Origin of the sequence: Limimaricola hongkongensis DSM 17492 (assembly GCF_000600975.2) — a bacterium.
In the GTDB taxonomy this organism is placed as follows: domain Bacteria; phylum Pseudomonadota; class Alphaproteobacteria; order Rhodobacterales; family Rhodobacteraceae; genus Limimaricola; species Limimaricola hongkongensis.
The window spans coordinates 89,845-103,367 of sequence record NZ_CM002676.1; the positions used below are offsets into that span (position 1 = coordinate 89,845).

Consider the following 13,523-nt stretch of genomic DNA (forward strand, 5'->3'; position numbering starts at 1 on the left):
CGGAAACCTCTGTTCCCCAACGCGGCAGCGGGGGCCGGGTTTCGCGCGGCAATGTCGCCAAACCGCGCCGGAGCGGCGCGGGCGTGCTGGCATCCCGCCGCCGGGCGCGCGAAAACGGCCGCAAGCCCCAGACGAGAGATGCCATGACCACCCATATCCTGACGCTCACCTGCCGCAACCGACCCGGCATCGTCGCCGCCGTCGCCACCGCGCTCGCCGAGACCGGCGGCGACATCACCGAGGCGCGGCAGTTCGACGACATCCAGACCGGCACCTTCTTCATGCGCGTGGCCTTCCGGCTGCCGCAGGAGGTGGGCGGCGATGGCGGGTTCCGGGCCAAGATGGACGGCATCGGCACCGCCTTCGGCATGACCTGGCAGCTCGCGGCGCAGGATTACCGGCCCAAGGTGCTGATCCTCGTGTCGAAATTCGACCACTGCCTCGCCGACCTGCTGTACCGGCAGCGGATCGGAGAGATGCCGATGGATCTGGTGGCGGTGGCGGGCAACCACCCCGAGACCGCGCTCAGCCTGACGCTGCCCAAGGGCGTGCCCTATCACCACCTGCCGATCACCAAGGAGACCAAGCCGCAGCAGGAGGCCGAGATCCGCGCGCTGGTCGAACAGACCGGGGCGGAGCTGGTCGTGCTGGCGCGTTACATGCAGATCCTCAGCGACGAGATGTCGGCCTGGCTGTCGGGGCGCTGCATCAACATCCACCATTCCTTCCTGCCCGGCTTCAAGGGCGCCAAGCCCTATCATCAGGCGCATGCCCGCGGCGTGAAGATGATCGGCGCCACCGCGCATTACGTGACCGAGGATCTCGACGAGGGGCCGATCATCTCCCAGGACGTCGAGCACGTCACCCATGCCGACACGCCAGACGATCTCGTGGCCAAGGGGCGCGACATCGAACGCCGGGTGCTGGCGCGGGCCGTGGCGCTGCATCTGGACCGGCGGGTGCTGGTCAATGGCGGCCGCACGGTGGTGTTCGGCAAATGATCAGCGGCGCGCCCCGGCCGGGTCCGGGGCGCCGAGCCGCGCTTCGATCCCGGCGTAATCCGTCTCGTCCGACAGGGCGAGCGCGATCCAGCGCAGCGGCGGGACATGGGCGCAGACCACCATCACCGCCATGGTGATCGGCACCGCGAGGATCGCGCCCGCCACGCCCCAGATCCAGCCCCAGAACAGCAGCGCCGAAAGGATCACCAGCGCCGAGATCGACAGCTGCCGGCCCTGCACGCGCGGATCGACGTAATTGCCCATCACCTGCTCGATCACCAACAGCCCCGCGCCGATCAGCACCGCCGTGCCGGGCTCCTTGATCGCAAAGGCATAGATCACCGCAAGGACGCCCGAGATCAGCGAGCCGACCGAGGGCACGAAGTTCAGCACGAAGGCCAGCAGCGCCCAGACCAGCAGAAGGTCGACCCCGAACAGCCACAGCCAGCCCGCATAGAGCGCCCCGGTGAGCAGCCCCAGAACCAGCCGCACCCCGAGATAGCGGCGGATCTTGCCGGCGACCACATCGACCGCGCCGAGCACCTCGTCACGGGTGTCCGACCGCGTCATGGCCGACAGCTTGCGCTGCCAGCGCGGCGCCTCGATCAGCATCAGCAGGGTCAGGAAAAAGATCAGCACCAGCGCCAGGAGGATGCCCGAGATCATCGACACCACCGTCGTGGCGAGGCCCGAGGCCCGTTCGACCAGCGTGCCGCCGATGCCGCCATCGGCCATGCCGCGGATCTGCGCGACCAGGCTCTCCGAGCTGCCGGTGTCGTCGGATCGGCTTGGCGCGCTGCCCGGATCGATCCCGGCCCCCGGCGTGGCCTGGATCGCGCTTTCGACCGCCGCGCCCGTGGCCTCGGAGGCGACCTGCCCCGTGGCGCGGCCCGCGCCGTCGGGCGCCTGCGACAGCTGGTCGATCGCCTGCTGCGCCTCCTGGGCCGGGAACCGGACGAGGAATTGTTGCGCCGAGAGCCACAGCACGGCGAGAAACACCGCGAGCGCCGCGCCGAGCGCCGCCATCGCCGCGACATGGCCGACCCAGCGCCGCCCGCCCGCCAGCCGCGCGGCGCCGCGCTGCACCGGCGCCAGGAGCAGCGCGAGAAACAGCGCGAAGGTGATCGGCAGGAAGACCGGCCGCATCGCATGCAGCGCCCAGCCCGCGATGACCAGCGCGATCAGCGCCAGCAGCCCGAGCGCGGGATGCGCCAGCCGTTGCGGCACCGAGGCCGCGCGGTTTTCCGTTTCAGGCGCCTTGTCCGACATTCAGCGACAAGCCTCCGTCGATGGTGAATGTCTGGCCGGTGACGTAATCGGCCTCGGGCGAGGCGAGGTAGACCGCCAGATGCGCGACCTCCTCGGGCTGGCCAGGGCGGCGCCACGGGATGTTGCGCACCTGCCGCTCCAGCTGCTCGGGGTCGTCCATCGCCGCCTGGTTCATCGCGGTGAGGATCATGCCCGGCGCGATGTTGTTGACCGCGATCCGGTCGGGCGCGAGTTCGAGGCAGAGCGTCCGCGTGAGGTTGCGCAAGCCGCCCTTGGCGGCGTCGTAGGCGGCCGAGCCGATGCGCGGGATCTCCTCGTGCACCGAGGAGATGTTGACGATCCGCCCGCCGCCGCCCGCGGCGCGGCGCGCCCGGATGAAGGCGCGGGCGCACAGGAACGGGCCGAAGAGGTCGGTCCTGAGCATGGTCTCCCATGTCTCGTCGGGCATCTCGGCCGCCTCGATGCCCGGCGCGTCGCGTCCCGCCGCGCTCACCAATATGTCGGGCGGGCCGAAGGCGTCCGCCGCGGCGGCAAACAGCCGCTCCACGTCGCCGGGCAAAGTATGGTCGCATTGCACGCTGACCGCGGCGCGGCCGGTGGCGCGCACCGCGCGGGCCGTTTCGTCCACGGCATCGGCATCCTCGAGATAGGCCAGCACCAGATCGGCCCCCGCCTTGGCAAAGGCGATGGCCGTGGCCTGCCCGATCCCGGATTCCGCGCCGGTGACGATGGCGATCCTGTCCTGTAACCGTCCGGTCATGTGCCCCCCGCTGACGTCGCGGGGCCGCCGCGCGGGCCCCGTCAGGGGGGCAACTGTCCGCGGCGGGCCGGGTTCCGGCCTGCCGCGATCAGCCGCGGGCGTAGACGTCCTCGTAGCGGATGATGTCGTCCTCGCCGACATAGGCGCCGGTCTGCACCTCGATCAGCACCATCGGCAGCTTGCCGGGGTTTTCCATCCGGTGCACCGCGCCGAGCGGGATATAGACCGACTGGTTCTCGGTCACGAGCGTGACCGCGTCATCCACCGTCACCCGCGCCGTGCCCTCGACCACGATCCAGTGCTCGGAGCGGTGGTGGTGGCTTTGCAGGCTGAGCGCCGCGCCGGGATGCACGAGGATGCGCTTGACCTGGAACCGGCCGCCGATCACGAGGCTTTCGAACCAGCCCCAGGGCCGGTGCACCTTGGGAAAGGAGGTGGCCTGGGGGGCCTGCTTGGCCTTGAGCGCCGCGACCGCCAGCTTCACGTCCTGCGCGCGGCGCATGTCGGCCACCAGCACCGCGTCGCCGGTGGCGATCGCCATGATGTTGTCGAGCCCGATCCCGACGATTTCGAGCCGGTCGCTGTCCGAGCGCAGCAGCGTGTCGCGGCAATCGATCGCCGTGGCCCCGTCCGTGGCCACCACGCCATGCGCGTCGGGGCCGCTTTCGCGCCAGACCGCGTCCCAGCCGCCCAGATCCGACCAGGCGGCGGCAAAGGGCACCACCGACAGGTTTCCGGCCTTTTCCATCACCGCGTAATCGACCGAGATGTCGGGCGCCGCCGCCCAGGCCGCCGGGTCGAGCCGCAAAAACCCCAGATCGGCCCGGGCGCGGTCGAGCGCCGCCTCGACCGGGGCGCACAGATCGGGGGCGTGGTGGCGGAACGCCGCGGCCATGTCGGCGGCGCGGGCCATGAAGATGCCCGCGTTCCACAAAAAGGCGCCGGAGCCGAACATCGCCTCGGCCCGCGCGGCGTCGGGCTTTTCGACGAAGCGCACCAGATCCTGCGGCGCGCCATCGGCGACCGGCGCCGCGATCTCGAGATAGCCATACCCCGTTTCGGCCCGGTCGGGTGTGATCCCGAATGTGACGAGGCGGCCTTCGGAAACCGGGCCGAGACCGCGCTCGATCGCGGCGTGAAAGGCGGGCGCGTCGGGCACGACATGGTCCGAGGGCGCGACCAGCATCACCGCCTCGGGGTCGGTGGCGGCGAGGTGCAGCGCCGCGGCGAGGATCGGGGCGGCGGTGTTGCGTCCCTCGGGTTCGATCAGCACCGCGCCGGGATCGATGCCCGCCTGGCCGAGCTGTTCGGCGACGATGAAGCGGAACTCGGCATTGGTCAGCACCACGGGGGCCGCGAAGCCGAGCCCGCCCGCGCCGAGCCCCGTGCCATGCAGCCGCCGGGCCGAGGCCTGGAACAGCGTCTCTTCGCCCACCAGGGGCACGAACTGCTTGGGATAGCTCTTGCGCGACAGCGGCCATAGCCGCGTGCCGGAGCCGCCGCACAGAAGAACCGGGGTGATCGTGACCATGGGGCCTCCATTCGTCGACAGGGCGCGGATGGCACCGGGGTATCGCAGGCGCCCGTACAACCGAAGGGGAAATCGGGGCGAAATAAAGGAGACATTGCGGCAACTGGGGGTGCGGCGGGTCGGGGAACGGTGGTCGCGACCTCCGCCCGGCGGGGTCGTTCATGCCGTGGCGCGGATGTGGAAGTCGCAGGCGCGGGCGGTGAGCGCCATCATGGTCAGGGTCGGGTTCTGGATGCCGATGGCCGGGAAGGCCGCGCCGTCGGTGACGTAGAGCCCCTTGACCCCCCAGGGCCGGTTGCGCGCATCGAGCACCGAAGCGGACGGGTCCGTGCCCATGCGCGCGCCGCCGCATTCATGGATCGACGCGCCCGGCACCGACGGGGCGAGATCCGAGATGTCGGTCTCGATGTCGAACAGCTCGACGAGCTCGCGCAGCGCCTCGACCTGTTGGCCGAACACCGCCGCGTCGCGCGCACCGTGGCGGCAGTCGATGCGCAGCGCCGGGATGTTCCAGCGGTCGCGCCGTTCGGACAGCACCAGCCGGTTGGTGTCGCGCGGCTCCAGCTCCGCATCCGAAACGGCGACGAAATGGCAGGTGCCGCGGCCCCCGCCGAACAGGTACATGCGCAGGCCGAAGCCCCCCGATGAGACGCCTTGCGCGGCGGTGCGCGTGTCGAAGCGCGGCAGGCAGATGCAATGTTCGGGCTCGGTCCTGATCCTGACCCCGGCGACGCGCCGGTCCCGAAGCGTGCCCTCGATCTTGGCCGAGATGTGATCGGTGATGTAGCGGCCGAGCGCCGGGGAGGGCGCAGGGAACCGCGTGCTGTGCCGCTCGGCGCTCGAATTCATCAGGATGCGCGTGCTTTCGAAGGCCGAGGCGCAGAGGAACACCGCCGATGCGGGCGCGAAGATCTCGGCGCCCGAACGGGCATCGACGAAATTGACCCCGGCCACCGCCCCGGCTTCGGTCAGCTGCAGGCTGCGCACGACCGCGCCCTTGCGCAGGCCGAGCAGGCCGGTCCGGGCCGCGATCTCGACCGAGGGCCGCGGCAGGGCGTGGCGCCCCAGGATCGGCGTGTAGGACGGGTAGCGTTCGGCCAGCCGGTCGAGCAGGATCGATTGCAGCGGGTTCGGCGCGATCGTCGTCTCGATCCGGCTGTCGGGAATCCAGCGGGAGGATTCGCGCCGGCCCGACAGGCCCAGCTTGCGCTCGACCAGGTCGTACCAGGGCGCGATTTCGTCATAATCGACCGGCCAGCCCGGCGCGTCGGGGGGCGAGAAATCGACCTCGGAATGCCGGTAATACTGCTTGCCATGGGCGGGCACGATCATCCGTCCACCCAGCTGGCGCACGCGCACCCAGCGATAGGGCTGTCGCGGCGGCGTCTCGTAGGGGTTGTCGATGTCGTCCACGAAGGCGTCCGGCGCGCTCGGCCAGGCATAGCATTGCGACTGGACCGGTTGGCGGAAACGGGCCGCGCCGCGCAGGACCTTCTGCCCGAGCACGAGCGCGCGATAGGGCAGCGCGCGCTGCAGCGCGGGCCGCGCGGCCAGCCGGGTGAAGCCCGACACGATGCGCCCCACCGGCGCCTCGCCGAGCGGCTTGCGGTAGCCCGCATCCAGCAGCAGGACCCGTCGCCCGGCTTCGGTCAGCTGTTCGGCGGCGAGCCCGCCGGTGGCGCCGCCGCCGATCACGACGGCATCATAGCCGGTCCCGGCCCGCACCTCGTCGAGGCTGGCCTCCCGGCAGGGGGGGTCAGCGAGGTTCATCTGTGCGTCTCAGGCGGTCCATGACTGCGCCGCCTTCCGGTATTTCCGCCGCAGCATGGGGTGGGGAAGCCGGAACGGCGTTTCCATCAGGCAGGTGCGGGCGAGATGCGCCATCGTCGGCTGGAACGCCGCGACGTCGTAATCGACGTCGCGCTCGGCCCAGTTGCGCGGGTTGAGCCGCGGGTCCGCCGCGGTCCGATCGAGGATCGGCTTCCAGGTGGTGAAGATATGGCGCCCGCTGTCGATGGCGCGCGAGGTCCGGTCCATCCGGCCCGCAAAGGCGGCGGCGGCGTCGGCGTCCGGCAGCCGGATGGCGAGGCCGACCGCGTTTTCGGGGTCGTTATGCGGGGCGGGCTCGGCGCCGGGAATGTTCTTGAGCGCCGACAGCACGGTCTCGCGCCGCGCCCGCAGGTTCCTGACGATGCCGTCCAGCCGCTGAAGCTGGGTGTAGAGCACCGCCGCCGTAAGCTCGGAGACCCGCATGTTCATCGAGGCGAAGACGATCTGGTTGTGCAGGTTGGCCCCCTCGCGGGTGGAGGCGCCGATGTCGTGATACATCAGCGCCCGGGCATAGATCTTTTCGTTGTTCGTGAGCAGCGCGCCGCCTTCGCCCGCGGTGATGTTCTTGAACTGGTTGAAGCTGAACACGCCGGCATCGCCGATGGCGCCCACGGCCTTGCCCTTGTAGCTGAGCCCGACGGCCTGGCTCGCATCCTCGACGACCGCGACGTTGCGCCGCCGCGCGATGTCCATGATCCGGTCCATGTCGCAGACGAGGTTGTTCATGTGGACCGGGATGATGGCCCGCGTGTTGCGGGTGATCCGGCGTTCGATGTCGTCGGGATCGATGGTCAGGCTGGCATCGACGTTGCACAGCACCGGCGTGGCCCCGACCGCCGTGGCGGCCACCGCCGTCGCCATCCAGGTATAGGCGGGCACGATCACCTCGTCGCCGGGGCCGATCTCCAGCCCGACCAGCGCGGCGATCAACGCGCTGGTGCCGCTGTTGACCGCCAGCGCGTGCCGGACATCGCAGCGATCCCGGAGCCCGGCCTCGAACCGGTCGGCATAGCCGTTCTCGCCGCCACGATACCGCATGAGCTGACGGCGGGAGACGACATTGCACAGCGCAAGCATCTCCCTGACCCCGATCTGATACATTCTCCAGCCACCCCTTTGTCCGATCGGCCACCGGCATGGCGATGGCGCGTGGCGCTCCCGGAGCCGGGCGCGCGGCCCTCGAACGGGCCACGCTGCGCCATCCGGTTGACGATACGTCATTAGCACGTGAAGCCCCGCCACAGGGCAAGAACAAAAACGCGCATTTTTCCCGTAATTGCGCTCTCATGCGATGTGCAAAGCCGGCGGCGTGCCGGATCCGCCCCCAATTCGCCCTTGGCGAAAGGGGCCGAGACGAGACGCCGCCATTCACCTCTTCATGTCGCGCCGGCCTTCGCCTTGGCCGCCTGCGGGCGCGCATGAAGACGACGGTGCCGGCCCAGATGCCAGCCCGGCGCCATTCCGGGCGCGACATCTGCGCGACGTCAAATCCAGCGCGGGGGTGTGGTCGCCGCCCGGTGCGGGACGCGCGGATCGCGCCGGCGCTTAAAGATTGCCTGAAACGGCGGCTGTCGGCATTCTGACCCGGACGGCATCCGGGGTTGCGGGCATATGGGAGCGGCTGCATGAAGATCGCGATGATTGGCGCAGGATATGTCGGGCTGGTGTCCGGGGTCTGCTTTTCCGATTTCGGCCACGAGGTCGTCTGCGTCGACAACAACCCCGACAAGATCGACCGCCTCGCCCGCGGCGAGGTGCCGATCTACGAGCCGGGGCTCGACGTGCTTCTGGCCCGAAACGTCGAAGCCGGGCGGTTGTCCTTCACCGACGATCTTCTGGCGGCGGTGCGCGGCGCCGAGGCGGTGTTCATCGCCGTGGGCACGCCGACCCGCCGGGGCGATGGCCACGCGGATCTTAGCTACGTGATGGCCGCCGCCGAGGCGATCGCGAAGGCCGCCGACGGGTATCTGGTGGTCATCACCAAGTCGACCGTGCCCGTCGGCGCGAACCGGCAGGTCAAGGAGGTGATCGCGGGCACCAATCCGGGGCTGGAGTTCGACGTGGTCTCGAACCCGGAATTCCTGCGCGAAGGCGCGGCGATCGACGATTTCATGAAGCCCGACCGGGTCATCGTCGGCGTCGAGACCGAGCGCGCCGCCGCCGTGATGGCCGAGATCTACCGCCCGCTCTACCTGCGCGATTTCCCGATCATTACCACCGACCTGGAGTCGGCGGAGATGATCAAATACGCCGCCAACGCCTTTCTGGCGACCAAGATCACCTTCATCAACGAGATCGCGGCCCTGTGCGAACGCGCCGGGGCCGACGTGAAGCAGGTCGCCAAGGGCATGGGGCTCGATGGCCGGATCGGCAACAAGTTCCTGCATGCCGGTCCGGGCTATGGCGGGTCGTGCTTTCCCAAGGACACCCGCGCGCTGGCCCGGATCGGGCAGGAGCACGCCATGCCGCTGTCGATCGTCGAGGCGGTGATCCGCGCCAACGAAGAGACCAAGCGGCGGATGATCGACAAGCTGCAGACCCTCGCCGACGGCACGTTCCGCGACAAGATCGTGGCCGTGCTCGGCGTGACCTTCAAGCCCAACACCGACGACATGCGCGACGCACCGGCGCTGACCATCGTGCCGGCGCTGGTCGGCGGCGGGGCGCATGTGCGCGTGGTCGATCCGCAGGGCCGCCGCGAGGGGCAGACGCTGTTGCCGAACGTCGAATGGGCCGAGGATCCCTATTTGGCCGCCGAGGGCGCCGATCTTCTGGTCATCCTGACGGAATGGAACGAATTCCGCGCGCTCGACCTCAGGGAATTGGCAAGCCGGATGGCGGTTCCGCGCATGGCCGATCTGCGCAACATCTATCATCCGGCGCAGGCGCGGGATGCCGGTTTCACGGCGTATGAAGGCGTGGGGCGGATTTGAATTCCGCGGGAGAACGCGTTTCCTTTATCGTCGGCGGGGCACCGGATTTGCGACCCCTGGCGCAATGCGGACCATCGCCGATGGCGCCGGGAATAATGTAATGCCTTGACTCATGCGGATTGGCGGGCATGATGCTGGCTTTAGTATTCGTGGTATTTTCGAAATCGATGTTCTCGATTTCAGCCGGGGGTGTTCCCCTCTGTTCTGCGCGCCTTTTTTGATTTGTTTCGTTTTGATCAGTGCTCCGGGTGGCCCATGACCTATCAGAAATACGACTATCACAACGCTCCGACAATTCGCGAATTCACGGCCCTGTCGCTTGGAGATCTTCAGGACAATGGCCTGTCCGGCGGCGTCGATTGCGGCGACCGGTTCGAGATGCCGGCCAATGCCGGCCTGTGCGTCAAGGTGCGCGATGACGATCCCTACCTGTCCGGCGACAGGTCCTATTGCAACGACAAGGCCGCCGACCGCAGCTACCAGACCGCGCGGATCTGCGACGGGCCGGACGGCGCGGATATCGGCAATGGCGGCCGGATCTATGCCGAGAAGTATTTCCAGGTGCGCGACGCGCAGGGCAACCGCTATGTGATGATCGAGTTCGAGCAGGAGGGCTCGGGCGCGAATTACTACACTTTCCATTCGGCCTATGGCGTGCCGCAGGCGGGGGCCCGGCTCACCGTCGGCAAGAGCTGCGATCTGAACGGCAACATCAAGCTGGGCTACGACCAGCTCGATGCCGGCGATTGCAAACCCTCCGCCCCGCCGGGCGACTGCCTCGTGATCGAGGCCGAGGACATGCAGCTTTACAACTACAAGATCCATGCCCTCGACGGCGCCTCCGGCGGCGAGGTGATCAAGACCACCAGCTGCGATCCCTCCTATGCCAAGACCGTGTTCCAGGGCGAGACCGGCACCTATGACCTGAAGCTCTGCGTCGTCGACGAGAATGACGGTCAGGGCCTGATCAAGATCTATGTCGGCAGCCGGCTGCTCAAGAGCGTCCGGCTCGACGAGGACACCGGCGGAGCTTATGGCGAAACCGGCGTGTTCCGCGAGATCACGCTGGACGATGTCGCGCTGAGCGCAGGTGACCGGATCACCATCGTGGGCGTGCGCGACGGCAATGAATTCGCCCGCATCGACAAGCTCGAGATCTGCAAGGACGACACGCCCCTGCCCGCGGCGCTGGGGGATTTCGTCTGGTTCGACGCCGATCGCGACGGGGTGCAGGACGCGGACGAGGCCGGCGTGGCCGGGGTCACGGTGCATCTCAAGGACGAGAGCGGCACCATCATCGACACGACCACCACCGACGCGCAGGGCAGGTATCTCTTCGACGACCTGGCGGCGGGCCGCTACGCGGTCGCGTTCGAGCCGACCGACGAGTTCGAGTTCACCACGGCGAACCAGGGCGACGATGCGACCGACAGCGACGCCGACCCCGGCACCGGCATGACCGGGCTTTATGATCTGGCGGCGGGGCAGACCGACCTGTCGGCGGATGCGGGGCTGGTGCGGCGCAACCACGCGCCGGAGCCGCAGGACGACAGCGGCAAGGTCTGCGCGACCGAAACCACCGTGATCGACGTGCTGGGCAATGACGGCGACCCCGATGGCGACCCGGTCGAGGTGGCGCATGTCGCGGGCGTGGCGGTGGCCATCGGCGACAGCGTCACGCTGGCCTCCGGCGCGACGGTGACGCTGAACGCCGACTTCACGCTGTCCTATGACAGCTCCGGCGCGAGTTATGACGGCGTCGCGGCCGCCGACCTGCTGATCGGCGAAACCGCCTCCGACAGCTTTGGCTATTCGATCACCGATGGCGATCTGGAGGCCACGGCCGAGGTCGACATGACGATCTGCGGGGCGAAGAACACGCTCGCGACGATCAATGCCAGCCTGCCGCAGGGCGAGGTCTGCTTCCAGATGCAGCAAAGCTACGAGCCGCTGATCAATGCCGACGCGATCACGCTGAAGCTGTCGGGCACCGGCGACGCCCGCTTCGACGGCATGGTCTATGAAGAGGCCTATTGCCTGTCGGGCTACGAGGACACGCTCGATGTCGACGCCAATGGCGACATCGATCTCGCGCCGGTGGTCAAGGGCCAGATGACGGTGGCCGTCGCCGCGAACGTGCCGGCGGGCGAATTGGAGACGGTCGGGATCAACGGCCAGACCGCCAGGGACAACCTCGACCTCGTCAACTGGATCCTCAACCAGGGCTTCGGCGACACCGACAACGGCGACGGCACGGGAGAGACCTATAACGACATGGAGATCCAGGGCGCGATCTGGGGGCTCACCGACGGCCCGCTGCCCGATGGTTCCTTGTTCGCGCCGATCGGGACATCCGAGAATGCGCGCGAAATCCTCGATGCGGCCATCGCCAATGGCGAGGGGTTCGAGGCGGGGGAGGGCGACATCGTCGGCCTGCTGATCACCCCGACGGCGCAAGCGCAGCAGCAAGGCCATGACCAGCCGCTGATCATCGGCGTCGCCTTCGAGGCGCTGGCGCAGGACTGCCTTTGCGTCTGAGAAACGGTTCGGGACCGGTTCGGCGCCTGGCCGCCGAAGTCGCACCGCCCTTGCCGGGAGGGATGGGGCGGTGCGCGCGGGGTCCGCTTCGAGCGGCCCCGCATGTCTCAGTGTCCGCCGTGGGGTCAGGGATCGCGGCGCGTTTCAGGAGGGCTCCGTTCATGAGCAAACGACTTCTCGTTCTCGCCACCGCCGCCGTGATGGCCGCGGGATCGGCGCAGGCCGGTTTCCTGCCACCACCGCCGACGCAGGTGCCGGAGATCGACATCACGAGCGGCATGGCCGCTTGCGCGGCGATCCTCGGGGCCGTGGCGCTGTTCTGGGAGCGGCGCCGGCGCGCCTGAACCCGCTTCGGCGCCGTATGCGCCTGTCACGGGCGAAAGATCGGGCGCCCCCTCCCCGCAGGGACGGGGCGCCCCAGCCATCAGCCATCGCGGGGGCCGCATGACCAGATCCATGACCCGGCCCGGCGGGCAAGCCGGGCGGCGTTTGCGGGCGGGGCACGGCATCGCGGCCATGGGCCTTGCCCTGGCGCTCGCCGCGATGGCCCCGACCTTCGACGTGCTGTTCAAGCAAGGCTGCACCGATCTCGCGCGGTGGCGCTTTTGCGTCTTTGCCGAGAAGATCGACGAGCGCGCCATCGCGGCGCTGGTGCTCGGGGTGATCTACGCCGTGGCCCGGCCACGGCTGAGCGCGCCGCTTTTGCGGCAGGCCGCCCCGTCGGCGCGCAGCGTGCCGCCGCTGGTGGCGCTGGTATTCGGCGTGGTGCTGACGCTGTTGCCATGGGGGCTGATCGGGACGGAGCCCGGTTCCGGGTCGTCGGCCGCGCGGCTCGCGCTGGCCAGCTGGACCATCGGCAGCCTTTTGTCCGGCGCGGCGATCTTGCGCCTGCTCGCGCCCTGGACGGCCTGGGGGGCGCTGTTGCGCAATTCCGGCCCGCTGTTGCCGGCGCTGCTGGTGCTGGGGCTGATGATGCCCGAACTCGGCGACCGGCTGTTTCCGCTGTGGCATCTTCACGGCGTCACCGAGATCACCTTCGAGACGGTCAGAAGCTTCGCCGCCCTGGCGGGCATGGAGCTGGTCGCCCGGCATTCGAGCTATGTGCTGGGGCAGGGCGATTTCTTCGTCGAGGTCGGTCAAAGCTGCTCGGGCATCGAGGGCTTCGCGCTCGTGACCGTCTTTTCGCTGACCTATATCGCGCTGTTCAGGCATCAGCTCGCCTTTCCGCGGATCTTCCTGATCGTCCCGATCGGGCTCGTGCTGTCCTTTCTGCTCAACGCGGTGCGGATCACGCTGCTCTTGTGGATCGGTCTCAACGTGTCGCCCGATCTCGCGGTGGACGGGTTTCACTCCAATGCCGGGTGGCTGATGTTCGCGGCACTGACCTTCGGCGGGATGCTGGCGGTGCACGCCACGCCGTGGCTGCAGCGCGCGCCCGCCGGCGCCGCCGCCCGCCCCGACGCCGCCGCCCCGGCCCTGCCGCCGCTGCGCGACGACTGGAACGTGGCGCGGATCCTGCCCTTCATGGTCTTCATGGGCTCGGCCGTGGTGGCGTCGAGCTTCTTTGCCGACCCCGAAACCGCCTATCCGCTGCGGGTCGCGGCGATGGTGGCGGCGCTGTGGTTCTGCCGGCGTCCGATCCTGCGGCTCGGCTGGGGGCT

9 protein-coding genes and 1 pseudogene are annotated in these 13,523 nt (G+C 69.0%); 5 read left to right on the forward strand and 5 right to left on the reverse strand.

From position 1 onward, the window contains the following. The first annotated feature begins 143 nt into the window (after positions 1-143). Positions 144-1,001, forward strand: coding sequence for a formyltetrahydrofolate deformylase (purU, locus tag LOKHON_RS00805; RefSeq protein ID WP_017929803.1), 858 nt, complete (start codon positions 144-146; stop codon positions 999-1,001). On the opposite strand, the gene LOKHON_RS00810 is transcribed toward purU, so the two are convergent. The 5 genes from LOKHON_RS00810 to LOKHON_RS00830 form a co-directional block, all read right to left on the reverse strand. Then, on the reverse strand, positions 1,002-2,270 hold the full coding sequence (locus LOKHON_RS00810; RefSeq protein WP_017929804.1) for an AI-2E family transporter: 1,269 nt from the start codon (positions 2,268-2,270) through the stop codon (positions 1,002-1,004). It lies immediately after the preceding gene. After that, entirely contained in the window at positions 2,251-3,030 is a 780-nt protein-coding gene (locus LOKHON_RS00815) for an SDR family NAD(P)-dependent oxidoreductase (RefSeq protein ID WP_017929805.1), read from the reverse strand. Before LOKHON_RS00815 ends, LOKHON_RS00810 begins: the two co-directional genes overlap by 20 nt. 88 nt (positions 3,031-3,118) lie before the next feature. Then, on the reverse strand, positions 3,119-4,561 hold the full coding sequence (locus tag LOKHON_RS00820) for a mannose-1-phosphate guanylyltransferase/mannose-6-phosphate isomerase (RefSeq protein WP_017929806.1): 1,443 nt from the start codon (positions 4,559-4,561) through the stop codon (positions 3,119-3,121). A 159-nt stretch (positions 4,562-4,720) separates the two neighbouring features. Beyond that, a complete protein-coding gene (locus LOKHON_RS00825) occupies positions 4,721-6,331 on the reverse strand; it encodes a GMC oxidoreductase (protein ID WP_017929807.1) in 1,611 nt (536 codons plus the stop codon). A 9-nt stretch (positions 6,332-6,340) separates the two neighbouring features. Further along, a complete protein-coding gene (locus tag LOKHON_RS00830; protein WP_017929808.1) occupies positions 6,341-7,492 on the reverse strand; it encodes a DegT/DnrJ/EryC1/StrS family aminotransferase in 1,152 nt (383 codons plus the stop codon). A gap of 524 nt (positions 7,493-8,016) precedes the next feature. Between LOKHON_RS00830 and LOKHON_RS00835 the strand changes: the two genes are divergently transcribed. From LOKHON_RS00835 to xrtE, 4 genes and pseudogenes are all read left to right on the forward strand, one after another. Continuing rightward, positions 8,017-9,324 carry a UDP-glucose dehydrogenase family protein gene (locus LOKHON_RS00835; RefSeq protein ID WP_017929809.1) on the forward strand — a complete coding sequence of 436 codons (1,308 nt, stop codon included), beginning with the start codon at positions 8,017-8,019 and terminating at the stop codon, positions 9,322-9,324. 255 nt (positions 9,325-9,579) lie between these two features. Next, positions 9,580-11,862 carry an SdrD B-like domain-containing protein gene (locus LOKHON_RS00840; protein ID WP_026147628.1) on the forward strand — a complete coding sequence of 761 codons (2,283 nt, stop codon included), beginning with the start codon at positions 9,580-9,582 and terminating at the stop codon, positions 11,860-11,862. Between the two features lie 161 nt (positions 11,863-12,023). Continuing rightward, positions 12,024-12,206 (forward strand): VPEID-CTERM sorting domain-containing protein, encoded by a 183-nt coding sequence (locus LOKHON_RS16025; protein ID WP_017929810.1) that lies wholly within the window; start codon positions 12,024-12,026, stop codon positions 12,204-12,206. Between the two features lie 199 nt (positions 12,207-12,405). Continuing rightward, positions 12,406-13,506: pseudogene (gene xrtE, locus LOKHON_RS00420) on the forward strand (exosortase E/protease, VPEID-CTERM system); the annotation flags it as partial. Positions 13,507-13,523: the final 17 nt, after the last annotated feature.

Excerpts from the sequence above, each read along its gene's own strand:
- LOKHON_RS00825 (WP_017929807.1), bottom strand. The coding sequence starts at position 6,331 with ATGAACCTCGCTGACCCCCCCTGCCGGGAGGCCAGCCTCGACGAGGTG.
- LOKHON_RS00830 (WP_017929808.1), bottom strand. The coding sequence starts at position 7,492 with ATGTATCAGATCGGGGTCAGGGAGATGCTTGCGCTGTGCAATGTCGTC.
- purU (WP_017929803.1), top strand. The coding sequence starts at position 144 with ATGACCACCCATATCCTGACGCTCACCTGCCGCAACCGACCCGGCATC.
- LOKHON_RS00810 (WP_017929804.1), bottom strand. The coding sequence starts at position 2,270 with ATGTCGGACAAGGCGCCTGAAACGGAAAACCGCGCGGCCTCGGTGCCG.
- LOKHON_RS00835 (WP_017929809.1), top strand. The coding sequence starts at position 8,017 with ATGAAGATCGCGATGATTGGCGCAGGATATGTCGGGCTGGTGTCCGGG.
- LOKHON_RS00820 (WP_017929806.1), bottom strand. The coding sequence starts at position 4,561 with ATGGTCACGATCACCCCGGTTCTTCTGTGCGGCGGCTCCGGCACGCGG.
- LOKHON_RS16025 (WP_017929810.1), top strand. The coding sequence starts at position 12,024 with ATGAGCAAACGACTTCTCGTTCTCGCCACCGCCGCCGTGATGGCCGCG.
- LOKHON_RS00840 (WP_026147628.1), top strand. The coding sequence starts at position 9,580 with ATGACCTATCAGAAATACGACTATCACAACGCTCCGACAATTCGCGAA.
- LOKHON_RS00815 (WP_017929805.1), bottom strand. The coding sequence starts at position 3,030 with ATGACCGGACGGTTACAGGACAGGATCGCCATCGTCACCGGCGCGGAA.